General features: G+C 69.2%; 22 protein-coding genes and 3 tRNA genes. 11 read left to right on the top strand and 14 right to left on the bottom strand.

The annotated features are described in order from the left end of the window. Positions 1-27: 27 nt before the first annotated feature. From ACWTPI_RS08290 to ACWTPI_RS08270, 5 genes are all read left to right on the top strand, one after another. On the top strand, positions 28-384 hold the full coding sequence (locus ACWTPI_RS08290) for a type II toxin-antitoxin system RelE/ParE family toxin (RefSeq protein WP_454731399.1): 357 nt from the start codon (positions 28-30) through the stop codon (positions 382-384). Next, positions 381-665, top strand: a complete 285-nt coding sequence (locus ACWTPI_RS08285) for a helix-turn-helix domain-containing protein (protein WP_020201168.1) — start codon at positions 381-383, stop codon at positions 663-665. The genes ACWTPI_RS08290 and ACWTPI_RS08285 overlap by 4 nt, the downstream gene beginning before the upstream one ends. Before the next feature lie 40 nt (positions 666-705). After that, positions 706-1497 carry an exodeoxyribonuclease III gene (gene xth, locus ACWTPI_RS08280; protein ID WP_059413114.1) on the top strand — a complete coding sequence of 264 codons (792 nt, stop codon included), beginning with the start codon at positions 706-708 and terminating at the stop codon, positions 1495-1497. A gap of 97 nt (positions 1498-1594) precedes the next feature. Further along, positions 1595-2044: a homoprotocatechuate degradation operon regulator HpaR gene (gene hpaR / locus ACWTPI_RS08275; RefSeq protein ID WP_020201166.1), complete on the top strand. Its 450-nt coding sequence runs from the start codon at positions 1595-1597 to the stop codon at positions 2042-2044. After that, positions 2041-3834, top strand: a complete 1794-nt coding sequence (locus ACWTPI_RS08270) for a SulP family inorganic anion transporter (protein WP_454731398.1) — start codon at positions 2041-2043, stop codon at positions 3832-3834. The genes hpaR and ACWTPI_RS08270 overlap by 4 nt, the downstream gene beginning before the upstream one ends. A 200-nt stretch (positions 3835-4034) precedes the next feature. Here the strand turns inward: ACWTPI_RS08270 and ACWTPI_RS08265 are convergent, their stop codons facing one another. After that, the gene (locus ACWTPI_RS08265; RefSeq protein WP_006159541.1) at positions 4035-4298 is read right to left on the bottom strand and encodes a DUF1488 family protein; all 264 of its coding nucleotides are present in this window, start codon (positions 4296-4298) and stop codon (positions 4035-4037) included. A 236-nt stretch (positions 4299-4534) separates the two neighbouring features. Here ACWTPI_RS08265 and ACWTPI_RS08260 point away from each other — a divergent pair. Further along, positions 4535-4610 (top strand) — tRNA-Lys (locus tag ACWTPI_RS08260). 392 nt (positions 4611-5002) lie between these two features. Here the strand turns inward: ACWTPI_RS08260 and ACWTPI_RS08255 are convergent. Then, a complete protein-coding gene (locus tag ACWTPI_RS08255) occupies positions 5003-6391 on the bottom strand; it encodes an 8-oxoguanine deaminase (protein WP_454731397.1) in 1389 nt (462 codons plus the stop codon). A 126-nt stretch (positions 6392-6517) separates the two neighbouring features. Continuing rightward, the gene (locus ACWTPI_RS08250; RefSeq protein WP_454731396.1) at positions 6518-7426 is read right to left on the bottom strand and encodes a LysR substrate-binding domain-containing protein; all 909 of its coding nucleotides are present in this window, start codon (positions 7424-7426) and stop codon (positions 6518-6520) included. A gap of 138 nt (positions 7427-7564) precedes the next feature. On the opposite strand from ACWTPI_RS08250, the gene ACWTPI_RS08245 reads away from it, so the two are divergent. From ACWTPI_RS08245 to ACWTPI_RS08235, 3 genes are all read left to right on the top strand, one after another. Beyond that, positions 7565-7640, top strand: a tRNA-Lys gene (locus tag ACWTPI_RS08245). A 443-nt stretch (positions 7641-8083) separates the two neighbouring features. Next, positions 8084-9058: a Bug family tripartite tricarboxylate transporter substrate binding protein gene (locus tag ACWTPI_RS08240; RefSeq protein WP_059413118.1), complete on the top strand. Its 975-nt coding sequence runs from the start codon at positions 8084-8086 to the stop codon at positions 9056-9058. A gap of 238 nt (positions 9059-9296) precedes the next feature. Continuing rightward, the gene (locus ACWTPI_RS08235; protein ID WP_020206199.1) at positions 9297-9650 is read left to right on the top strand and encodes a hypothetical protein; all 354 of its coding nucleotides are present in this window, start codon (positions 9297-9299) and stop codon (positions 9648-9650) included. Between the two features lie 453 nt (positions 9651-10103). On the opposite strand, the gene ACWTPI_RS08230 is transcribed toward ACWTPI_RS08235, so the two are convergent. Then, positions 10104-11615, bottom strand: a complete 1512-nt coding sequence (locus ACWTPI_RS08230) for an acetyl-CoA hydrolase/transferase family protein (protein ID WP_020206201.1) — start codon at positions 11613-11615, stop codon at positions 10104-10106. A gap of 345 nt (positions 11616-11960) precedes the next feature. Between ACWTPI_RS08230 and ACWTPI_RS08225 the strand changes: the two genes are divergently transcribed. Both ACWTPI_RS08225 and ACWTPI_RS08220 read left to right on the top strand, forming a co-directional pair. Continuing rightward, positions 11961-16874, top strand: coding sequence for an NAD-glutamate dehydrogenase (locus ACWTPI_RS08225; protein ID WP_454731395.1), 4914 nt, complete (start codon positions 11961-11963; stop codon positions 16872-16874). 168 nt (positions 16875-17042) lie between these two features. Next, entirely contained in the window at positions 17043-17648 is a 606-nt protein-coding gene (locus ACWTPI_RS08220; RefSeq protein ID WP_059413120.1) for a DUF2939 domain-containing protein, read from the top strand. A 19-nt stretch (positions 17649-17667) separates the two neighbouring features. On the opposite strand, the gene ACWTPI_RS08215 is transcribed toward ACWTPI_RS08220, so the two are convergent. The 10 genes from ACWTPI_RS08215 to pheT all read right to left on the bottom strand — a co-directional run bounded on the left by ACWTPI_RS08215 (position 17668) and on the right by pheT (position 23543). After that, positions 17668-17922, bottom strand: a complete 255-nt coding sequence (locus ACWTPI_RS08215) for a hypothetical protein (protein WP_020206204.1) — start codon at positions 17920-17922, stop codon at positions 17668-17670. 215 nt (positions 17923-18137) lie between these two features. Further along, on the bottom strand, positions 18138-18506 hold the full coding sequence (locus ACWTPI_RS08210) for a hypothetical protein (RefSeq protein WP_020206205.1): 369 nt from the start codon (positions 18504-18506) through the stop codon (positions 18138-18140). Positions 18507-18580: 74 nt separating this feature from the next. Beyond that, a complete protein-coding gene (locus ACWTPI_RS08205; protein ID WP_454731394.1) occupies positions 18581-18832 on the bottom strand; it encodes a hypothetical protein in 252 nt (83 codons plus the stop codon). A 66-nt stretch (positions 18833-18898) separates the two neighbouring features. Beyond that, complete coding sequence (locus tag ACWTPI_RS08200; protein WP_020206207.1) at positions 18899-19141, bottom strand: hypothetical protein; 243 nt, start codon at positions 19139-19141, stop codon at positions 18899-18901. Between the two features lie 32 nt (positions 19142-19173). Next, entirely contained in the window at positions 19174-19455 is a 282-nt protein-coding gene (locus ACWTPI_RS08195) for a hypothetical protein (protein WP_454731393.1), read from the bottom strand. Positions 19456-19622: 167 nt separating this feature from the next. Continuing rightward, on the bottom strand, positions 19623-19823 hold the full coding sequence (locus ACWTPI_RS08190) for a hypothetical protein (RefSeq protein WP_454731392.1): 201 nt from the start codon (positions 19821-19823) through the stop codon (positions 19623-19625). Positions 19824-19828: 5 nt separating this feature from the next. Next, positions 19829-19905 (bottom strand) — tRNA-Pro (locus ACWTPI_RS08185). Between the two features lie 57 nt (positions 19906-19962). After that, a complete protein-coding gene (locus ACWTPI_RS08180) occupies positions 19963-20394 on the bottom strand; it encodes a MerR family transcriptional regulator (protein ID WP_029044283.1) in 432 nt (143 codons plus the stop codon). A gap of 202 nt (positions 20395-20596) precedes the next feature. Further along, complete coding sequence (locus ACWTPI_RS08175; RefSeq protein WP_454731391.1) at positions 20597-21010, bottom strand: integration host factor subunit alpha; 414 nt, start codon at positions 21008-21010, stop codon at positions 20597-20599. Positions 21011-21095: 85 nt separating this feature from the next. After that, positions 21096-23543, bottom strand: a complete 2448-nt coding sequence (pheT, locus tag ACWTPI_RS08170; protein WP_454731390.1) for a phenylalanine--tRNA ligase subunit beta — start codon at positions 23541-23543, stop codon at positions 21096-21098. Positions 23544-23574: the final 31 nt, after the last annotated feature.

The raw sequence follows: 23574 nt of genomic DNA, 5'->3' as shown, positions 1-23574 counted from the left end.
AGCTAATCCACTGGATTAGAATGGGCCATGAACGAAGCCCTGCGCGGCATTGCCGAACTGCCCACGTACAGCCGGTTGGCCGACAAGCTCCTGAGCGCGGAAGAACGCCAGGACCTGATCGACTACCTCGCCGGGCATCCCAGGGCCGGGGACATCATGGAAGGCACCGGCGGCGTGCGCAAACTGCGCTGGCGCCGTGGCGGCCAGGGCAAGAGCGGTGGCGTGCGGGTCATCTACTACTACCATGACGACCGCATGCCGCTGTACCTGCTGACGCTCTTCGCCAAGGGTGACAAGGCCAACCTGACCAAGGCCGAGCGCAACGAACTGGCCGGCCTGGTCGATGTGCTGACAGGCATCTGGAAGGAAAGGACACCATCATGAGCACGGCATTCGAAAGCATCAAGCAGGGCCTGCAAGAGGCCATCTCCCACGCCAAGGGCGACGAGCACGGCGTGCGCGTGCACCGCCCCCGCGCCATCGACGTGAAGGCCGTGCGCGCCAAGGTGGGCATGACCCAGGAACAGTTCGCCGCGCGCTTCGGCTTTTCCACGGCAACCCTGCGGCACTGGGAGCGTGGCGACCGCACGCCGCGCGGCCCGGCGCTGGTGCTGCTCAACGTGATCGAGCGCAACCCGCAGGCTGTCATCGAGGCTCTGGCCTGACGGCGGAGCAACATCAAATGAAAAGAGTTTCCCCTATCCCATGAGAATCGCCACCTGGAACGTCAACTCGCTCAAGGTCCGGCTGCCGCAGGTGCTGGACTGGCTGAACGAGCAGGAAAAAGCCGACACGCCCATCGACGCCCTGTGCCTGCAGGAGCTGAAGATGCCGGACGACAAATACCCGCTGGCCGAGCTGGAAAGCGCCGGCTTCCACAGCGTGTTCACCGGCCAGAAGACCTACAACGGCGTGGCGATCCTGGCGCGCGGCGCGACCATGCCGGCGCCCGCCGACGTGGTGCGCAACATCCCCGGCTTCGAGGACACCCAGCAGCGCGTGGTGGCGGCCACCTATGGCGACGTGCGCCTGGTGTGCGCCTATTTCCCCAACGGCCAGGCGCCCGACTCCGACAAGTTCGTCTACAAGCTCGACTGGCTGCGCGCCATGACGGCGTGGCTGCGCGGCGAGCTGGCGAAGTACCCGAAGCTGGCGCTGCTGGGCGACTTCAATATCGCGCCCGAGGACCGCGACGTGCACGATCCGGCCAAGTGGGAAGGCCAGAACCTGGTGTCGCCGCAGGAGCGGGAGGCGTTCCGCGCGCTGGAGGCGCTGGGCCTGGCCGATGCGTTCCGCCTGTTCGAGCAGCCGGAGAAGAGCTTCTCGTGGTGGGACTACCGCATGTTCGCCTTCCGCCGCAATGCCGGCCTGCGCATTGACCACATCCTGCTGTCGCCGGCGCTGCGCGAGGCCTGCCGCGGCTGCGTGATCGACCGCGTGCCGCGCGCCTGGGAGCAGCCGTCCGACCACACGCCGGTGGTGGCCACGCTGGATTGAGCCCGCGCGGCGCGGCGCGGAACCGGCCCGCGCGGCCGGCGCCATCGGTATCGCCACCGGCTCGCGCGATGGCCTCCGCGCGGCTACACTGGCGGGCATGAAACCGGCTACCTTCCGCCACCGCAACCTGCCCCACCTGCTGCTGCAGGCCCGCGAAACGCTCATGGCCGGCTTCCGGCCAATCCTGCGCCAGCATGGCCTGACCGAGCAGCAATGGCGCGTGGTGCGCACACTCAACGAGCAGGGCGAAATGGAGCCGAACCAGCTCGCCGACGCCTGCCTCATCTTAAGCCCGAGCCTGACCCGGATGCTGTCCAGCATGGAGGAGGCGGGCCTGATCCTGCGCTCGCGCTGCGCCACCGACCAGCGCCGCCAGCAGATCTCGCTGACGGACAAGTGCCGCGCCATGATCGCCGCGATGGAGCCGCTGATCGAGCGGCGCTACGCGGAGCTGGAGCGCATGATCGGCGCCGAGCGGCTCGGCAAGGTCTACGGCGCGCTCGACGAACTGCTGGAGAGCTTCGACGCGAAGGACCCGCGCGCATGAGCGCGGCCGGCCCCGGCGCGATGCTGGCGCGCCTGCTGCCGGCGTGGCGCCACCGGGTCGGCGCCGCCTCGCTGCGCGCCGACCTGGTGGCCGGCCTGCTCGGCGCGGTGCTGGTGCTGCCGCAGGGCGTGGCCTTCGCCACGCTGGCCGGGCTGCCGCCCCAGTACGGCATCTACGCGGCGGTCATCCCCTGCATCGTGGCCGCGCTGTTCGGCTCGAGCTGGCACGTGATGTCGGGGCCGACCAACGCCAACTCGCTGGCGCTGTTCGCCATGTTGAGCCCGGTGGCCTTCGCCGGCAGCCCGGCCTACATCAACCTCGCGCTGGCCGTGACCATCATGGTCGGCGTGCTGCAGTTGGCGGTGGGCACGCTGCGGCTGGGCTCGCTGGCCAACTTCATCTCGCCCTCGGTGCTGCTCGGCTTCACCTGCGGCGCGGCGACGCTGATCGGGCTCTACGCGCTCAAGGACCTGTTCGGGCTGGCCGTGCCCACCGGCACCAGCGCCTTCGGCGTGGTGCGCTTCCTGCTGGACAACGCCGCCGCCATCAACTGGAGCGCGTTTACCGTGGCAGTGGTCACGCTGGCCGTCACGCTCGCCGTGAAGCGCGTCTGGCGCCGCCTGCCGTTCATGCTGCTGGGCCTGCTGGCCGGCTACGGCACGGCCCTGCTGCTCAACGCGCCGGGCTGGAGCCGGGGCGCGCGCCACGTCAACGTGGTCGGGCCGATTCCCTCGGCGATCCCGCCCTTCCATCTGCCGGACATTGCCTGGCAGGCCGTGCCCGACCTGCTGGGCATCGCCGCGGCGCTGACCATCGTGGCGCTGGGCCAGTCGATCTCGATCGCCAAGGCGGTGGCGCTGCGCTCGGGCCAGCATATCGACGCCAACCGCGAGTTCATCGGCCAGGGCCTGTCAAACATCGCGGGCGGCCTGTTCTCGGCCTACATCTCGTGCGGCTCGCTGAACCGCTCGATGCCCAACTACGAGGCCGGCGCGCAGACTCCGCTGGCCGGCGTGTTCTCGGCGCTGCTGCTGGTCGTGCTGGTGACGGCCAGCGCGCCGCTGCTGGCGCAGATTCCGCTGGCGGCGATTGCCGCGATGCTGCTGCTGGTGGCGTGGGGCCTGTTCGACTTCGCGCGGCTGCGGCGCATCGCCAGCCTGAGCCGCGCCGAGTTCGCCATCGCCATCAGCACGTTCGCCGCCACGCTCGCCATCCGCCTGGAGATGGCGGTCCTGCTCGGCACCATCCTGTCGCTGGTGGCCTATCTCTACCGCACCTCGCGCCCGGCCGTGCGCAGCCTGGTGCCGGACGCGGACGACCCCGAGCGCCGCTTCACTCCGCTCGACGAACTGCGCCGGCCGCAGCCGGAATGCCCGCAACTGAAGCTGCTGCGCATGGAAGGCGCGATCTACTTCGGCGCCGTGCAGTACGTCACCGACCGGCTGCACCACGCGCGCACGGCGCACCCCGGGCAGATCCACCTGCTGGCCATGACCAAGAGCATGAACTTCATCGACCTGGCCGGCGCCGAGATGTGGGAGAGCGAACTGACCGAGCGGCGCGCGGCCGGCGGCGATCTCTATTTCCACCGGCCGCGCACGCAGGTATTGCAGACCTGGGAGCAGACCGGCTTCACCACCAAGCTGGGCGAGGACCACATCTTCCCGACCAAGCGGCAGGCCCTGCACACCATCATCGCCCGGCTCGACCCGGCGGTGTGCCGCGCCTGCCGCGCGCGCATCTTCGAGGAATGCGCCAGCCGCCCCGGCGCCGCCGCGCAGCCGGCATGAAGCGCGCGCAATGCGGCATTGCCACGGCACGCGGCACGGCATGCGGCACGATGGCGGCTAGTAGCGACGGGGAGTGAAACGAAAAGAGAAACGCCGGAGAATCCGGCGCCAGGCAACTGCTGGCGAATCGCCGGCAGCCGCAAACACATGAAGCGGGCGCCCGGGATCGGACCGATGACCGGCCCGGACTGAAACCCGTTTCAGAGCGGCGCCACGTGGGCGCGCTTGACAACCACCGGCTGTGCGGCGCCCTGCTCGATCAGCACCACGGCGGCGCGCTCGATGGTCTCGCGCCCGGCGCGGAAAGCTTCTTCGAGCGACAGCACCTGGTCGGCGCTGAAGCCTTCCCACAGCGCCTCGCGCGTCACCACGCAGGTGACGGGTTGGCCGTCGACGACGGCGTGGAACAGCAAGCCTTCATTGTTGATATCGTAACGCTCTTGCTCTTGGAACTTGATATCCATCGGTACAGCCCTCCATTGCAAGTGAAAAAACATCCTAACATGGGTCGGCCCGACTCGTCCGCAAAGGCCTACGCTTCGTTCGCCTCCGGACGTGACCGCCGCAGGCGCGGGCAAGTTCCCGCCGCGTGCGCCGGCTTCATGCGCGATCGCCGCGCAAGCGCCGCCAACGCGGAACGAAGAAAAAGCACTAAACGTTTGACAAACTCAAAAACGATGATAGAATCTCTTTCTTCGTTGGGGCGTTAGCTCAGTTGGTAGAGCAGCGGACTCTTAATCCGTAGGTCGAGTGTTCGAGTCACTCACGCCCCACCAGCGAATTCAAAGAAGCCGGTAGCAGAAATGCTCCCGGCTTTTTTCTTTTCCGCTTTCCTTTTTTGCTTCCCGCGCCTGCCGCTTTTCCCCGTTTTTTCGTTGCCGCTGCGCGCGCCTCTTGTCCACCTCGGTGCCTGCGTCGTCCCGACATTGATACCGCATCAATGTGACAGATGTCATCGGCACGATCGGCCGCCGCGGCATCTCGGCACGCCATCCTCGCACGCAAAAAAAAAGCCCGCGGGTCTGCGGGCTCGGGAAGGGTCAGGGGCGTTCGGGGAACGTCCCGGGGACAAGTGTGAATACATTGGAAACATGATGCTGCCCCACTCGAGTGGGGTCGCGCGCACGTGGCATTCTGGTCCTGCGCGCGCGGTGCCCGCCGCGCAGGCTTACGCCGGCGTGCCGGCGCGCTCGAACAGCGCGCGCGCCAGGCCGCGGTGCCGCGCCAGCACGCGCGGCAACTCCGCGCTCAGCAGCTCGCCGCCGCGCACCACCACCTTGCCGTTGATGACGCTGGCGGCGACATTGCCGGGCGTGCAGAAGACCAGCGCCGCCACCGGGTCGTGGCCGGCGCCGGCGTAGGCGACCGCGCGCATGTCGAAGGCGACGAAGTCGGCCGACATGCCGGGCGCCAGCGCGCCGATGTCGTCGCGCCCGAGCACGCGCGCGCCGCCCAGCGTGGCGATCTCCAGCGCCTCGCGCGCGCTCATGGCCGCGGGGCCGTAGCCCACGCGCTGCAGCAGCATGGCCTGGCGCGCTTCGCCAAGCATGTGGGCGCCGTCGTTGGAAGCGCTGCCGTCCACGCCCAGCCCGACCGGCACGCCCGCGTCGCGCATCGCGCGCACCGGGGCGATGCCCGACGCCAGCCGCATATTGCTGCACGGGCAATGGGCCACGCCGGTGCCGGTGCGCGCGAACAGCGCGATGCCGTCGCCGTCGAGCTTCACGCAGTGCGCGTGCCACACGTCGGGACCGACCCAGCCGAGTGCTTCGGCGTACTGCGCCGGCGTCAGGCCGAAGCGTTCGCGCGAATAGGCGATGTCGTTGTCGTTCTCGGCCAGATGAGTGTGCATCGACACGCCGTAGCTGCGCGCCAGCCGCGCCGACTCGCGCATCAGGTCGCGCGACACGGAAAACGGCGAGCACGGCGCCACCACCACGCGCAGCATGGCGTGGCGCGAGGCATCGTGATACCGCTCGATCAGCCGCTGGCTGTCGGCGAGGATGGCGCCCTCCTCTTCCACCACCGAGTCGGGCGGCAGGCCGCCCTTGCTGCGGCCGACGCTCATCGAGCCGCGCGCGGCATGGAAGCGCATGCCCATGTCCGCCGCCGCCGCGATGGCGTCGTCGAGGCGCGCGCCGTTGGGGTAGAGATAGAGATGGTCGCTGGTGGTGGTGCAGCCCGACAGCATCAGCTCGGCCATCGCGGTGCGCGTGGAGACGTCGATCATCTCCGGCGTCAGGTGCGACCACAGCAGGTAGAGGCTGCCCAGCCAGGAGAACAGCTCGGCGTCCTGCGCCGCCGGCACCGCGCGCGTGAGGCTCTGGTACATGTGGTGATGCGTGTTGACCAGGCCCGGCGTGACCACATGGCCGCGCATGTCGAGCACCTCGGCCCGCCCCTCGTCGATCAGGCGGCGGTACTGCGGCGGCAGGTCCGCGCTGGCGCCGACCCATTCGATGGCCGGGCCTTGCGCCACCAGCGCGCCGTCGGCGATCTCGCGGCGCCGTTCGTCCATCGTCACGAGCACGTCGGCATGGAGCAGGATCAGGGGCATGGCGGCATCTCCGCAGCGGTTGTGGAAGGCCCGGGCAGTCTACGGCGCCGGCCGCGCCCGGCAAAGCATCGAATTGCGCCGATGCTGTGCGCAAAATCAGTACAGCGCCGGCCGGAGATTTGCAGGCTAGCGCGCCGCGCCGAACACCTCGGCCAGCGCGGCGCCGATGCGCTCGGCCATCAGGCCGGCGGCCGCGCCTGGCTCGCCGCGCGCCCGCGCCACCAGCCGCAGGGTCTGGCGCGGCAGGTTGCCGTCGCGCAGCGGCAGCCACGCGAGCGTGCCGCGCGCGCGTTCGTCGAGCACGTCGAGCGGATTGAGAAAGGCGATGCCGTCGCCGAGCATGACCAGGCTGCGCATCAGCGCGGTCGAGGTCGTCTCCGTGGCCGCCAGGACCGCCAGCCCGGCGCGCGCGAAGCCTTCGTCGAGCAGGCCGCGCAGCGACATCGAGGGCGCGGGCAGGATCACCGGCCACGCCAGGCATTCGGCCAGCAGCGCCGACGGCCGCGCCGCCAGCGCGTGGCCCGGCGCCACCACCGCGCCGACCGGCCAGTCGCTGCCGGCGAGGATGCGGAATGCGGCCACGTCGGGCAGGTCGTAGCCCAGGCCGAGGTCGGCGTCGCCGCGCTCGACGGCGGCGGCGATTTCCGCCACCGGCAAGTCGAGCAGGCGCACCAGGATGCCCGGGTACTGCTGGCGGAAACCGTGCACCAGCGACGGCATCAGCGAGCCGGCCAGGCCGGCCGTGGTGGCGACCGTGACCTCGCCCTGGCGCATGCCCTTGACGGCCTCGATCCGGCTGCGCAGCAGCTCGTGCTCGCGCAGGGTCTGGCGCACGTGGGCCAGCACCATCTTGCCGAGCGGCGTGAGCCGCAGCCGCTTGTTGATGCGCTCGAACAGGGGCGCGCCCAGCTCGGCCTCCAGATCCAGGATCTGCCGGTTGATCGCGGTCGGCGCCACATGCAGGTGCAGCGCGGCCTGGCGGATCGAGCCGCGGCTCACCACCTCGTCGAGGTAGCGCAGGACTCTGGCATGCATGAAGGGTTCTCCGTGTGCGGGGACTGGCGATGGCCGGAACGAGCGCATTGTAGCCGCCGCCCCGTCAACGGATTCACAATAAAATGCACGCAGCTATTGCGCGATCGAAAATGCCTTGATATAATTTTTGACTTCGTTGGGGCGTTAGCTCAGTTGGTAGAGCAGCGGACTCTTAATCCGTAGGTCGAGTGTTCGAGTCACTCACGCCCCACCAGCGAATTCAAAGAAGCCGGGTAGCAGAAATGCTCCCGGCTTTTTTCTTTTCCGCTTTTCATTTCCCCTTCCTTTTCCCCACACTTTCCCCACGCGCTTGTCCGCTTCGATTTTCACGCGGGCCGCGGCTTGACGTATCGATTCCCGGCTGCGGCGGCCCCGGGTGAATACCGGATTTCCGCCAACTTGATACCGGGTTGATACTGATTCCGCCCCGCCCGCTTTCACGGTTGAATTGCACCTGAAGCACATCGCGGAACATAGTTCCGCATCACGGAACAACTCCGGTCGCTTCGGCAAATCCGGGCGCGCCCTGCCGCCCGGAACACTGCGGCAAGCCAGCAGGGAATCACAACAACAAGACGGGACCAGACACGGGAACCCGCCATGCCCGCGCCTCCGTTGCCGCACCCGCAAGCCAACCTGGAATCTTCGGAGCCTCTCTTGAAAGCAGTCCTGAAAATCAGCAGTGCAGCCTGCCTGGCCCTGTTCGGCCTGTGCCAGGGCGCGATGGCGCAAAGCTATCCCACCAAGCCGATCCGCCTCATCGTGCCGTTCGCCGCGGGCGGCACCACCGACATCGTGGCGCGCTCGGTGGCCGACGGCATCGGCCGCGAACTGGGCCAGCCCGTGGTGGTGGAAAACCGCGGCGGCGGCGGCGGCGCGATCGGCGCCGATGCGCTGGCCAAGTCCGCGCCGGACGGCTACACGCTCGGCATCGCCACGGTCAGCACGATGGCCACCAACCCGGCCACCAACGCCCGCAACCCCTACGACCCGCTCAAGGACTTCGCGCCGATCACCAACCTGGTCAATGTGCCGAACGTGCTGACGGTCAACCCGAAGGTGCCGGCCAAGACCGTGCAGGAATTCGTCGCGCTGGTGAAGGCCAACCCCGGCAAGTACAGCTACGCCTCGGCCGGCAAGGGCAGCATCTCGCATCTGGACGGCGAACTGTTCAAGTTCCTGACCAAGACCGACATGGTCCACGTGCCCTACCGCGGCTCGGGCCCGGCGCTGAACGACACGCTGGCCGGCCAGGTCAGCGGCCAGTTCGACAACCTGCCCTCGTCGATGCCGCATATCCAGGCCGGCAAGCTGCGCGCGCTGGCGGTGGCCGCGCCCAAGCGCGTGGAAGGCCTGCCCGACGTGCCGACCTTCGCCGAGGCCGGCATGAAGGACATGAACAACATGGCCTGGTATGGCCTGGTGGCGCCTGCCAACACGCCGGCCGCCGTCATTGCCAAGGTGCACGACGCCGCCGTGAAGACGCTGCAGGACCCCAACGTCAAGCGCCGGCTGGCCGAAAGCGGGGCCTATCCCGACGGCAACACGCCGCAGCAGTACGCCGCGCAGATCAAGCGCGAACTGGAACTGCGCAAGAAGATCGCGCACGACCAGAACATCACGCTCGAGTAAGCCTCGCGGCGGCCCCCGGCCCGATGCGGCGGGGGGCCGCCGGCCCTTCCCGCCCGCCTGTTGTTGCCATGCCGCGCCACTTGATCTGGCGCAGTATTCGTACCCGTCCTTGGTGCTTCAATATAACGGGAAGGAAATTGACATCGCAGGGCCCTCCCGAGTCGGTAAAGTAACCGGGTCAGACAACCAGTACGACGGCCGTGCCCCCTGCCCACGGCCAAACCCATGAGGACAAGCAATGCGCAACAAGACCGTATCCGCTCTGATGATCGTCGCCGTGACCGCTTTCGGGGGCGCGCAGCTGGCGCACGCCCAGAAGAACTACACCGATGGGGGCGACCTGTATGGCGGCGCCCACACCAACAAGGGCGATCCGAACAAGAACGCGGCCAAATCGGGCAAGTTCGATCCGTATACCGATGGCGCGAAGAAGTCGACCAAGTCCAATCTGAGCGCGGACGGCGCCAAGAAGAAGGCTGATCCCTATACGGACGGCGCCAAGTCCGGCAAGCCCGATCCGTACACCGATGGTGCCAAGTCGGGCAAGTTCGACCCGTACACCGACGGCGCCAAGGCCGCGCCCAAGCAGTAATCGCCAGCCTGCCCGCATTGCGCGGGCATTGCCGCGGATGGTGCGCCAGCGCACCGTCCGCGCGCGTCCCCGGCGGCAGCATCGGCATAGCCGAGATTGCAACGCCCGCTTGAAACGCCATCGCGCGGATGACGCCGCGTGGCGAAGTGTGAGATATATCCCGGCAGGAAAACTGGAAAGCAGCAGGAAAGCTGCAGGAAGGCCGCCGACAGGCAGCCACGCGGCGTCCCGTCAGGCTATGGCCGCGCCCGTACGCGCATCCTTGCCTGCGATCGCGCCCGCGGCTTTGCCGCACGGCCCCGCTCCTTCCGTGGAGACCATCATGCTCGATGTCCTGATACTCATGGCTTCCTCCCTCGTCCTGGCGGTGCTGATCTTCAAGGGATAGCAGCCAGCGCAAGACGGCGGCGCGGCGCGGCGCGCGTCCGCCACGCCGCCCGGGCCATCAGGCGCTCAGGCCGCCGCCAGCGCCGGGGTGGCGCTCATGGTGCCCTGCTCGCGCAGGCGCGCGTGCCAGGCCAGCGCTTCCTCGATCAGGTGCGGCGTCTGGCCGCCGCGCCGTCCGGCGCGCGTCACGTAGTCCTGCAGCAGGTCGCGGTAGAGCGGGTCCGCGCAATTGGCGATGATCTGCTGCGCGCGCTCGCGCGGCGCCAGGCCGCGCAGGTCGGCCAGGCCGTGCTCGGTCACGATGACGTCGACATCGTGCTCGGTATGGTCCACGTGCGAGACCATCGGCACGATGCTGGAGATCGCGCCCGCCTTGGCCACCGACTTGGTGACGAACACCGAGATATGCGCGTTGCGCGCGAAGTCGCCGGAGCCGCCGATGCCGTTCATCATGTGCGTGCCGCCCACGTGCGTGGAATTCACGTTGCCGTAGATGTCGCACTCCAGCGCCGTGTTGATGGTGATCAGGCCCAGCCGGCGCACCAGCTCCGGATGGTTGCTGATCTCCTGCGGGCGCAGGATCACGCGCGAGCGGTAGCGCGCCAGGTCCGCCAGGAAGCGCGCATAGACCGGGCCGCTCAGCGTCACCGAGGAGGCCGAGGCGAAACTCAGCCGGCCCGCGTCCAGCAGCTCGATGGTGCTGTCCTGCAGCACCTCCGAATACATCTTCAGGTCGCGGAACGGCGAATCGACCAGGCCGTGCAGCACCGCGTTGGCGATGGTGCCGATGCCGGCCTGCAGCGGCTGCAGCGACGGCGCCAGCCGGCCCGCGCGGACCTCGTGCAGCAGGAATTCGTTGAGGTGCCCGGCGATCTGCCGGGTGTCCTGGTCGGGCGGCAGCGCGCTGGACGGGCTGTCGTCCTTCTGCGTGATGACGATGGCGGCGATCCTGGCCGGGTCCACCGGGATGTAGGTCAGGCCGATGCGCTGGTCCACCGCGGTCAGCGGGATCGGCTCGCGGCCGGGGCGCGGCGTGGGCAGATAAATGTCGTGCAGGCCTTCCAGCTCGGCCGGCATGTTGAGGTTGATCTCGACGATGACCTTCTCGGCCTGCATGGCGAAGCTGGCGGAATTGCCCACCGAGGTGGTCGGCACGATGCCGCCGCTCTCGGTGATGGCCGCCGCCTCCACCACCGCCACGTCCACCGGCGCGATCTGGCGGCCGCGCAACTGCTCCACGGTCTCGGACAGATGCTGGTCGATGAACATCACTTCGCCGGCGTTGATCTTGCGCCGCAGGGTCGGGTCGACCTGGAACGGCAGGCGCCGCGCCAGCACGTTGGCCTCGGCCAGGATCTTGTCGGTGTCGTTGCCCAGCGAGGCGCCGGTCATCAAGGTGATGCGCAGTGGCTCGGTCGCCGCGCGCCGGGCCAGCGCCTCCGGCACCGCCTTGCAGTCGCCGGCCCGGGTAAAGCCGCTCATGCCCACGGTCATGCCATCCCGGATCAGCGCGGCGGCGGCATCCGCCGGCATGATCTTGTCGAGGAGGCTGGCCAGCCGGATTCGTTCCTTGTACATCTTATATGTCTCCATGAAACCTGCCCCGACCGGCCGCTGGCTGGCGCACGCCGTGGATGGGCCTTGCCCCCCGTCCGGCTCGCGCTGGCTACCCGACGGTAAGGCGCAGATAAGCAGTGTAGCCAGAGCGGACATATTCCAGCGGCGATATAAAGTCATGGATCCTAGTCGCTAAATTCATACCTGCCCCGGCGCCACCCGGCCATCACACGACTGACACGCCGCGCGCCTCTTTATGCTCTACAGTAGTTAGCAGGCTCATGCCGCCCCCGGCCCGGCACCGCACGACGGCGCCGCGCGGGCCCGGCGCGCATGGACCTGCCGAAACGACCCCGGGGAGACACCATGCTGGCGGAAAGCGAAACGCGACTGGCCCGGTTGCTGGCCGACCTGATGCAGTTCGCCCAGGGGCGCCTGCCCGGCGACATGTTCGCCAGGGCGGAGCCGTTCCTGCGGCACTACTACGACCTGGCCGACGCCGACGACCTGCTGCAGCGGGAAGTGGCCGACCTGTACGGCGCGGTGATGGCGCACTGGCAGACCGCGCAGCGCTTCGTCTCCGGCAACGCCCGGCTGCGGGTCTACAACCCCAACCTGGAGCAGCACGGCTGGCATTCCGACCACTCCGTGGTGGAGATCGTCAACGACGACATGCCGTTCCTGGTGGATTCGGTGACGATGGAGATCAACCGGCTCGGGCTGGCCCTGCACTCCGCCATCCACCCGGTGTTCCGGGTCTGGCGTGAGGCCGACGGCAGCATCGCCAGGGTCGCGCTGCCCGGCGACGGCGAGGCCGGCGCACCGCCGGCGAACACAGCGGCGGACACGCCAGCCGCGGGCGGGCCGCGGCTGGAATCGTTCATCCACTTCGAGGTCGACCGCTGCGGCGACGCCGCCACGCAGGAAGCGTTGCGCAGCGGCATCGCGCGCGTGCTCGGCGACGTGCGCGCCGCGGTCGAGGACTGGCCCGGCATGACCGCCACCGCCGCCGCCACCGTCGAGACGCTGGCCCAGCCCCCGCACGGCCGCCAGCCGGAGACCCAGGAAGCCTGCGCCTTCCTGCAATGGATGCTCGACGACCACTTCACCTTCCTCGGGCAGCGCGACTACGAACTGATCACTCGGGACGGCCGCTTCTACCTACGCGGCGTGGCCGGGTCCGGCGCCGGCATCCTGCGCGAGAGCCTGCGCCCGGCGGAGGCCGGCGCGCTCACCGAACTGCCGGCGGCCGCCAGCAGCGTGATCGAGGGCAGCTCGCCGATCTTCGTCACCAAGGCCAATTCGCGCGCGACCGTGCACCGGCCCGGCTACCTGGACTACATCGGCGTCAAGCTGGTCGACGCCAACGGCAAGCTGTTCGGCGAGCGCCGCTTCGTCGGGCTCTACACCTCCACCGCCTACATGATGTCGTGCGCGGAGATCCCGCTGGTGCGGCGCAAGTTCGCCAACGTCCTGGCGCGCGCGGGCTTCCTGACCAAGGGCCACCTGTACAAGTCGCTGGTGACCATCCTCGAGCAGTATCCGCGCGACGAACTGTTCCAGGCCGACGAGGACGAGCTGGCCGACATCGCGCTGGGCATCCTGCGCCTGCAGGAGCACCAGCGCATCCGCCTGTTCGTGCGCCGCGACCGCTTCGACCGCTTCGTCTCCTGCCTGGTGTTCGTGCCGCGCGACAAGTACAACACCGACCTGCGCCAGCGCATCCAGAAGCTGCTGATGACCGCGTTCCACGGCAATGGCTGCGAGTTCACGCCGCAGTTGTCGGAGTCGCCGCTGGCGCGCATCCAGCTCATCGTGCGCGGCGAGCCCGGCACCATGCCCGAGGTCGACCCGGCCGAGCTCGAGGCGCGCATCGTGCAGGCCGCGCGCCGCTGGCAGGACGACCTCGCCGCCGCGCTGCTCGACAGCAACGGCGAGGAACAGGGCAACCGCCTGCTGCGCCGCTACGGCGATGCGTTCCCGGCCGGCTACCGCGAGGACTATCCGGCCCGCACCGCGGTGCGCGACATCGAGCTGATGGAGGCCGCGCTGGCCAGCGGCGGCGTGGCCATGAACCTGTACCGGCCCATCGAGGCCGCGCCCGGCGCGTTCCGCTTCAAGGTCTACCGCGCGCGCGAGCCGATCGCGCTGTCGCTGAGCCTGCCCATGCTGGAGCATCTCGGCGTGCGCGTGGACGAAGAGCGGCCCTACCTGATCGAGCCCAGCGGCGCGGCGCCGGTCTGGGTGCACGACTTCGGGCTCGAGATGGCCGACGGCGTGGCCGCCGGCGCCGGTGCCGACCTCGGCGCCGACATCGAGCGCATCAAGGCGCTGTTCGAGGATGCCTTCGCGCGCGCCTGGAACGGCGAGATCGAGAACGACAATTTCAACCGCCTGGTGCTGCGCGCCGGGCTCGCCGCGCGCGACGTCACCATCCTGCGCGCCTATGCGCGCTATCTGCGCCAGGTCGGCTCGACCTTCAGCGACGCCTACATCGAGCGCGCGCTGACCGGCAACCCGGCCATCGCCGCGCAACTGGTGGCGCTGTTCGCGGCGCGCTTCGACCCGGCCACCGAGGCCGCGCGCGCGGCGCACTGCGAGCGGCTGCTGCAGGCCATCGGCGGCGCGCTCGACCAGGTGCCGAACCTGGACGAAGACCGCATCCTGCGGCTGTTCCTCGGCGTCATCAACGCCACCGTGCGCACCAACTATTTCCGCCACGGCGCCGACGGCGGGCCGCGCCCGTGCCTGTCGTTCAAGTTCGACCCGGCCCGCGTGCCGGGCCTGCCCGAGCCGCGCCCGATGTTCGAGATCTGGGTCTACTCGCCGCGCGTCGAAGGCGTGCACCTGCGCGGCGGCCCGGTGGCACGCGGCGGCCTGCGCTGGTCGGACCGGCGCGAGGACTTCCGCACCGAGGTGCTCGGCCTGATGAAAGCGCAGATGGTCAAGAACACCGTGATCGTGCCGGTCGGCAGCAAGGGCGGCTTCGTGGTCAAGCGCCCGCCGCTCGCCGGCGACCGCGACGCGGTGCTGCAGGAAGGCATCGCCTGCTACCAGACCTTCCTGCGCGGCCTGCTCGACGTGACCGACAACCGCGTCGCCGGCGCGCTGGTGCCGCCGCCCGAGGTGGTGCGCGACGACGGCGACGACCCCTATCTGGTGGTGGCCGCCGACAAGGGCACGGCGAGCTTTTCCGACTACGCCAACGCGATCTCCGCCGAATACGGCTTCTGGCTCGGCGACGCCTTCGCCTCGGGCGGCTCGGTCGGCTACGACCACAAGAAGATGGCCATCACGGCGCGCGGCGCGTGGGAATCGGTCAAGCGCCATTTCCGCGAGATGGGCATCGACATCCAGTCCACCGATTTCACCGTGGCCGGCGTCGGCGACATGTCCGGCGACGTGTTCGGCAACGGCATGCTGCTGTCGCCGCACATCCGGCTGGTGGCGGCCTTCGACCACCGCCACATCTTCCTCGACCCCGCGCCCGACCCGGCCGCCAGCCTGCGCGAGCGCCAGCGCCTGTTCGCGCTGCCGCGCTCGAGCTGGGCCGACTACGACGCCAGCCTGATCTCGGCCGGCGGCGGCGTGTTCCCGCGCACCGCCAAGGCCATCGCGCTCACGCCCGAGGTGCAGGCCTGCCTGGGCACCAGCGCCGCGGCGCTGTCGCCGGCCGACCTGGTCCACGCGATCCTGCTGGCGCCGGTCGACCTGCTCTACAACGGCGGCATCGGCACCTACGTCAAGTCCAGCCGCGAGACGCATGCGCAAGTCGGCGACCGCAGCAACGACGCGGTGCGCGTCAACGGCGCCGAGCTGCGCTGCAAGGTGGTGGGCGAAGGCGGCAACCTCGGCTTCACCCAGCTCGGGCGCATCGAGTTCGCGCTGCACGGCGGGCGCATCAACACCGACGCGATCGACAATTCCGCCGGCGTGGACTGCTCCGACCACGAGGTCAACATCAAGATCCTGCTCGGCCTGGCGGTGTCCGACGGCGAGATGACCGAGAAGCAGCGCAACAAGCAACTGGCGGAGATGACCGACGAAGTCGGCCTGCTGGTGCTGGAGGACAACTACTACCAGACCCAGGCACTCTCGGTGGCCGGCCGCAGCGCCGCCGCGCTGCTCGACCAGGAAGCGCGCCTGATCCACTGGCTGGAGCGCGCCGGGCGCCTCAAGCGCGCGCTGGAGTTCCTGCCCGCCGACGAGGAAGTGGTCGAGCGCAAGGCGGCCGGGCTGGGCCTGACCTCGCCCGAGCGCGCGGTGCTGCTGGCCTACAGCAAGATGTGGCTGTACGACGAACTGCTCGCATCGAGCCTGCCCGAGGACCCGCTGGTGGCGGGCCTGCTGCCGGCCTACTTCCCGCGGCCGCTGCGCGAGCGGCATGCCGAGGCCATGCTGCGCCACCCACTGCGGCGCGAGATCCTGTCCACGCACCTGACCAACACGCTGGTCAACCGCGCCGGCGCCACCTTCGTCCACCGCATGCTGGAAGAGACCGACGCGCGCCCCGCGGACATCGTGCGCGCCTGCCTGATCGGCCGCGACGTGTTCGGGCTGGAGCCGCTGTGGGCCGAGATCGACGCGCTCGACAACCGCGTCGACGACGAAGTGCAGGCGCGCATGTTCGCCGCCGTGGGCCGGCTGCTGGAGCACGCCAGCCTCTGGTTCCTGCGCCATGCGCGCGCCGGCGGCGGCCAGGACGGCGGCGAAAGCGCGCGCTACGCCGAGGCCGCAGCCTGGCTCACGCCGCAGTTGCCGGCGCTGCTGGCCGCGCCCGAGGCGGCGGCGCTGGCCGAGCGGCGCCAGGCGCTCGCGCAGGCCGGCGTGGACGACGCGCTGGCGCTGCGCGTGGCCGCCGGGGAAATCTGCGCGGCCGCGCTCGACATCGCCGACGTGGCGGCCGCCACGCAGCGCGGCCTGGCGCTGGTGGCCAGCGTCTACTTCGCGCTCGACACCGAGTTCAGCTTCGGCTGGCTGCGCGAGCGCGCCCAGGCCCTGCCCGCCGACAGCCACTGGGACCTGCTGGCGCGCACCACGGCGCTGGAAGACCTGGGCCGCCTCAAGCGCGCGCTGACCGTGAGCGTGCTGTCGCAGCCGGTGGAACTGGACACCACGGAGAAACTGATCGAAGCCTGGCGCAACGGCCGGCAAGCCCAGATCGAGCGCTTCTCGCGCATGCTGGCGGACCAGCGCGCCTCGGGCGCGGCGGGCTTGTCGATGCTGTCGGTGGCGATCCGCGAGATCGGGCTGCTCGAGCGCAGCCAGCCCGGCTGCTAGGACGATCGGGCATTTGGGGGCTCGGGCGCTCGGGCGTTGGGACGTTGAGGACATCCGGACAGGCGCGGCAGGCGGCGCCGCGCGGAAGCTGGACGCGAGCGCCGGGCTTTGGGGACAATGGGCGCATCGCGCCCGCCGCCTTCCGCGGCGGCGCCAACCGGACCCGCGATGAACCGAACCCTCAAGACCGCAATCGCGGCGGCGCTCGCCGTCGCCGCCACCAGCTATGCCAGCCCCTACTGGACGCTCTACCAGATGCGCGCGGCCATCCAGGCGCACGATGCCGACAAGTTCTCGCGCTACGTCGACTACCCCGCCCTGCGCGAAAACCTCAAGGAGCAACTGACCGCGTCGCTGCAGCAGAAGCTCGGCGCGGCGCCGGCCCTGCGCGACACGCCGCTGGCCGGCATCGGCCAGGCCATCGGCCAGGCCGTCATCCACACCATGATCGACACGATGGTGTCGCCGGCCGGCGTGATGGCGCTGATGGCCGGCGAGAAGCCCGCCGCCGCGCCTTCGGCACCCTCAGCGCCGCCGGCATCCACCCCCGCCCCGCGGCAGGACTCGCCGGGCGCGGAAGACAGCGCACCGAAGCGCGAAGCCGCGAAGGACGCGATCAGGTATGCGCTGTCCTACCGCGGCCTGAACACGGTTGAGGCGTCGGCCACGAAGGACAACGGCGAGCGCATCGTCATCGGCCTCACGCGCGACGGCCTGTGGAGCTGGAAATGGAGCCGCATCGCCTTGCCGGACGTCGCCTTGCCCGCGCGCTAGCGCGCGGGAGGCGGCCGGCTCAGCGCACCCACTTGGCCTCGAGCAGCACCGCGGCCTTGATGGCCGCGACGGTCTCTTCCTCGCTGCGGAATTCGCCCAGCAGGCGCTTGGACTTGCCGCTCAGCACCGCGGCCTGCAAGGCCTTGGCAGAAGCCTCGGAGGTGCCCGGGTGCCAGCAGTAGCGCGCCGTCCAGGTGCCGTCCTGCAGGCGTTCGGCCACCCAGATGACGCGGAAATCCTCGAACACAACCCCGAAAGGTTCGTCTTCGTCCATCACACATACCTCCAAGACTCGTGATCGCTCCCCTCGGACAACACGGCCGTGCGCGGGCGGCCGGTGCCAGCAAGGCTGTCCGGCCGCGATCGGCTTCGGCACGGGCAGCGTGTCGCCGTCTTGCGGCGATCTGATCGGTCAGGGCTGGAGGCCCCCCTGATTTTTGCGTGATGCTAGCATGCGGCGCGGCGGTTCTGCCAGCGGTGCCGGCCGCCTCAGGTGGGGGGAATGTCGTGGCTGCCGCGTACCAGCAGGTCGGCCGGGCCGTCGCCCAGCACGCGCGGGCGGCGTGGCTGCAGTTCCAGCCCGAGGCGGATCAGCAGCTCGAACGCATCCGCCAGCAGATGCTGCTGGCGCGGCAGCAGGCTGGCGTACGGCATGTCGTAGATGGACTGGTGGGCACCGCGCGTGCCCTTGAGGCCGCGGTCGCGCGCCATGTCGGACAGCAGCGCAGCGAAGCCGTGCAGGTCCTCGGCGGCCAGGGCGGTGTTGAGCACGGCCGCCAGCACGTGTGGCGGCGACGAACCCCAGCCTATGGCGTCGGCGTTGGCCGCGCCCTTTTCGGATGCATCGAATGAGTTCATACCCCGATTAACGACCGCGACCCGCCGCCATGTAGGCCGGGACGCAAAACTTCTGGCGCGCGCGGCACCGCCGCTCAGTCCGCCGCATAGGCAACATGGTCCACCGTGGCATCGATCAGGCGGCAGGCGCGCGCCTGGGCACGGTCCGCCACCGCCAGCAGATCGCCCTGCTCATGGCCCATCCACGACTGCAGCGGCGAAGGATTGCGCACCTCCCCCTTGCCCTCCCGCACGATCGACGCGCTCACCAGGCAGCCGCGCGCGTGCTGCTGCACCGAGATCAGGACCACGTGGCCGCGGTAGTGCAGCGTTCTCGATTCGCTCATGATGTCTCCCTTTGCCGGGCATCGTAGCATGCCGCGGCGCAACGGGAGCGCGGCGCCGGCAGCGGGTCAGACACACTCCAGCGGCCGCTCGTGCGGGCGCCGCCCCATGCGCCAGACATTGGGCGGGTCGCCGTGGGCCGCGTTCTGGAACATCCACGCGCCGCACACCGTGCAGTGCCACGGCCGGTCCACCCAGCGCGAGTTGATCTCCAGGCCGAGCGCGCCCGCGCCGGACGCGGCCAGGTTCTCGTGCGGCAGCACCGAGGCCGGCGCGCCGACGAGCAGATGGCAGGGATCGCAAGCCTGCATGCGTTACTCCAACGAGACCGCCGGCGGCCGCTTCACGAAGTGCCGCCGAACGGGTCGGCCGCGCCCTGGCCCGGCAACTCGGCCAGGTCGAATTCGTCGCGCGCCTTGTCCACCACGATGCGGATGCTCTTCTCGAAGCCGCTGGCATTGCCGAATGCCTTCATGTCCCAGTTGCGCCCGCGCGCGTCGCGCGGCTGCGCCTGCGGCAATGGCACGCGCACCTTCGCGCCGCCCTCGATGATGTCGTCGATACGCTGGATGCGCCGGCTCACCTCGTCCTGCAAGGCCCGTGCAGAGCGTTCGCGTTTGGCCATCGTCCACTCCTCGTCGTTGCGACCGGATGCTGCGGAAACCCGATGCCGCGAAAAAAGGCCGCGGCGATGCCGGCGCCTGCAGCGAACAAACGTCTGTTCCGAAAGACATGCAGAGCGCGCGGCCACGCCTTGATTGTAGAGTCAGCGCCGGGGCACTACAAACCCGATCATCTGCCCGCGTTCGCGCAAAGCGCCGATGTTTTTCCGGCCATGACGGCATGGCTTCGATCCTTCGCGGCAATGGCCCGGCAATTACGCAAATTGACCGATGCGCGGGTATTGCGGATATTCGAACATTTTGCGGATGCAAAAAGAAGCGCGGACAAAAAGAAAAAACCCGCACAGTCTTCACTGTGCGGGTTTCTCATGATGCTGGTCGGGGCGAGAGGATTTGAACCTCCGACCACCTGCACCCCATGCAGGTACGCTACCAGGCTGCGCTACGCCCCGAAAGAAAAAGATTATATCAGAACCATTTGCTCGCTGGCTAGACCCTTGATGCACTTTTTACTGGTGCCGCGCGATCTGCCGAAGCTGCGCGAGCAGGTGCTGGACTTCCACCAGCTCATTGCGCAGGTTGTTGATGTCGAGCGAGAAGACCGGCGCCTCGTCGGCCGCCGCCGCGACCGCGGCCTGCTCTTCCTCAGCCGGCGCATGGCCGTGCTGCCGCCCTTCGTCGAGGCGGTTGCGCGCGCCGTTGATGGTGAAGCCCTGCTCGTACAGCAGGTCGCGGATGCGGCGGATCAGCAGGACTTCATGGTGCTGGTAGTAGCGCCGGTTGCCGCGCCGCTTGACCGGCTTGAGCTGCGTGAATTCCTGCTCCCAGTACCGCAGCACGTGCGGCTTGACAGCGCAAAGCTCGCTGACTTCGCCGATGGTGAAGTAGCGCTTGGCGGGAATCGGCGGCAACGAAATGCGTTCGCTGGGTCTTTCCGACATACGGTGAATGGGCGGGCTTCAGGCCGTGCCGGCAGTGGTTGGCATGCCCGCGCGGACAGGTGCGCGGGCACGCGGGGCGATTCGGTACGGCAACCGAAGCGGCAATCGAAACGACGGACAGATGAGCAGGATAGCGACTGGCGGCGCGGCTGGCAAACCGGCGTGAACCGGCGACGTGAACGCGCGACGCCAGTTCGCGGCGTCAGCCCGGCACCGCGATGCCGGCGCGTTCCTCCACCAGCGCCTTGAGCTTCTGGCTGGCATGGAACGTCACCACGCGCCGCGCGGTAATGGGAATGATCTCGCCGGTCTTGGGATTGCGCCCGGGGCGTTGCGGCTTGTCGCGCAGCTGGAAGTTGCCGAAGCCGGACAGCTTGACGCTGTCGCCGTGTTCCAGCGCTTCGCGAATCACGTCGAAGAAGGCTTCGACCATGTCCTTGGACTCGCGCTTGTTGAGACCGACCTGGTCGAACAGCATTTCGGCGAGCTCGGCCTTGGTGAGCGTGGGTACCTCGGCGGCACGGGCGTCGGCGGCCTCGTCGTCGAGCGATGCTGCCTGCCGGTCGCCTGCCTCACCCATTGCTGCGGCCATGAGATGCGCGTGTCGATCGTTCATTGTCATTCAGTGTGCGATCCGCCCGGATGCGGATGTCCGGGCGCTCCATTGTCATGTCGTCACGCCAGCCGGCGTGCCCGCTGGTTCAGCCGCGCAGCCGCGCCTGGAAGGCAGCGCCCGCGGCTTCGACCATGCAGCGCACCGCGCTGTCGACGGTTTCGTCCTGGAGGGTCGCCCCAGTATCTTGCAAGGTCAGGCGGAACGCAAGGCTTTTCTCGTCCGCGCCGATGGCCGCGGAAGCGGCCTTCGGGCGGAACTCGTCGAACAGCGCGAGGCTCTGGCAGTAGCGCCCGTAGCCCTGTTTTTCGAGCGCCGCGCGCATGGTGTCGAGCAGGTCCTGCACGCGCACGGCCTGCTTCACCACCAGCGCCAGGTCGCGCACCGCGGCCGGGAACCTGGAGATTTCGGTGTAGCCCGGCAGCCCCACTTCGCGCAGCGCCTGCAGGTCCAGCTCGAACACCACCGGCGCCTGGCTGAGCTCGTATTCCTGCAGCCAGCGCGGATGCAGTTCGCCGATCACGCCGGCCGGCTTGCCGTCGATCAGCACCTGCGCGGCGCGGCCCGGGTGCAGCGCCGGATGCGAGACCGGCTCGAAGCGCGCCACGCGCGGATGCAGCAGCGCCTCGACGTCGCCCTTGACGTCGAAGAAGTCCACCGGGCGCGTGGCCACGCCCCACTGTTCCTCGAAGGCCGGGCCGTAGGCGATGCCGCCGGCCACCAGCGGCTGGCGATAGCCTGCCACGGTCAGGCCGCCGTCCGCCACCGACGCGTCGCGGTGGAACACGCGGCCGACCTCGAACAGGCGCACGCGCGAGGCCTTGCGGTTGAGGTTGTAGCGCACCTTGTCGAGCAGGCCGCCGATCAGCGTCGAGCGCATCACGGCAAGCTGGCTGGCGATCGGGTTGAGCAGGCGGATCGGGTTGTCGTTGGCGGCGAAGTCGCGTTCCCACTTCTCTTCGACAAAGGCGAAGTTGATCACTTCCTGGTAGTCGCGCGCGGCGATCGCGTGGCGCACCACGTGGTTGGAGCGGCGCGCCTCGCCGGTCGGGCGCATCTCGCTCTCGGCCACCGGCGGGCGCGCCGGGATGCGCTCGAAGCCGTAGATGCGCGCGACTTCCTCGATCAGGTCTTCCTCGATCTCGATGTCGAAGCGGTAGCTCGGCGGCGTCACCACGAACACTTCGCCGTCGGCGCCCTGCTCGCGCGTGAACTGCAGCCGCAGGCGCTGGAACACGTCGGTGATTTCCGCCGACGACAGCGCGATGCCGAGCACGCGCTCGGCGCGCGCCACGCGCAGGCGCACCGGCTTGCGCTGCGGCAGGTTGACGATCTGGTCGTCGACCGGGCCGGCCTGGCCGCCGCAGATCTCGAGAATCAGCGCGCTGATGCGCTCGATGTGCTCGACCGTGGTGGCGTAGTCCACGCCGCGCTCGAAGCGGTGGCCCGCGTCGGTGGCGAAGTTGTAGCGGCGCGAGCGGCCCTGGATCGCCTCGGGCCACCAGAACGCGGCTTCGAGGTAGATGTTGGCGGTGTCGAGCGAGACCGCGGTGCTGTCGCCGCCCATGATGCCGGCCAGGCTCTCGATTTCCTTGTCGTCGGCGATCACGCCGACCTGCTCGTCGAGCTCCACGGTGTTGCCGTTGAGCAGCTTGAGCTGCTCGCCCTTGCGGCCCCAGCGCACGTCGAGCCCGCCGTGGATCTTGTCCAGGTCGAACACGTGCGAGGGGCGGCCCAGCTCGAGCATCACGTAGTTGGAGATGTCCACCAGCGCGGAGATGCTGCGCTGGCCGGCGCGCTCGAGGCGCTGCACCATCCAGGCCGGCGTGGCCGCGCGCGCGTTCACGCCGCGGATCACGCGGCCGGAGAAGCGGCCGCACAGGTCGGGCGCCGACACCTTGACCGGCAGCTTGTCGGCCAGCGTCACCGCGACCGGCGTCATCTCCGGCAGCGTCAGCGCGGCGCCGGTGAGCGCGGCGACTTCGCGCGCCACGCCGTGGATCGACAGGCAGTCCGCCTTGTTGGGCGTGAGCTTGATGACGAAGACCTGGTCGTCGAGGTCCAGGTACTGGCGGATGTCCTGCCCGACCGGCGCGTCCGGCGGCAGGATCATCAGGCCGCCGTGGTCTTCCGACAGCTTGAGCTCGCGCGCCGAGCACAGCATGCCGAAGCTGTCCACGCCGCGCAGCTTGCCGACCTTGATCTCGAACGGCTTGCCGCCCGCCTCGGCCGGCGGCAGCACCGCGCCGACCAGCGCGCACGGCACCAGGATGCCGGGCGCCACGTTGGGCGCGCCGCACACGATCTGCAGCGTCTGGCCGGTGCCGGCATCGACCTGGCAGACGTTGAGGCGGTCGGCGTTGGGATGGCGCTCGGTGGCGAGCACGCGGGCCACCACCACCTTGTCGAACGGCGGCGCGACCGGGCCGACCTCTTCAACCTCCAGCCCGGCCATGGTCAGGCTGTGCGAGAGCGCGTCGGTGGTGACCTTGTCGGGATTGACGAAACTGCGAAGCCAGGATTCCGAGAATTGCATGGCGCTTCTGATCCGGTAAGTATTCTGTTCT

The sequence above is a fragment of the Cupriavidus ulmosensis genome (genome assembly GCF_977008105.1).
Note: the sequence above shows the minus strand (reverse complement) of the source record. Positions and strands in the feature narration are given on the sequence as shown.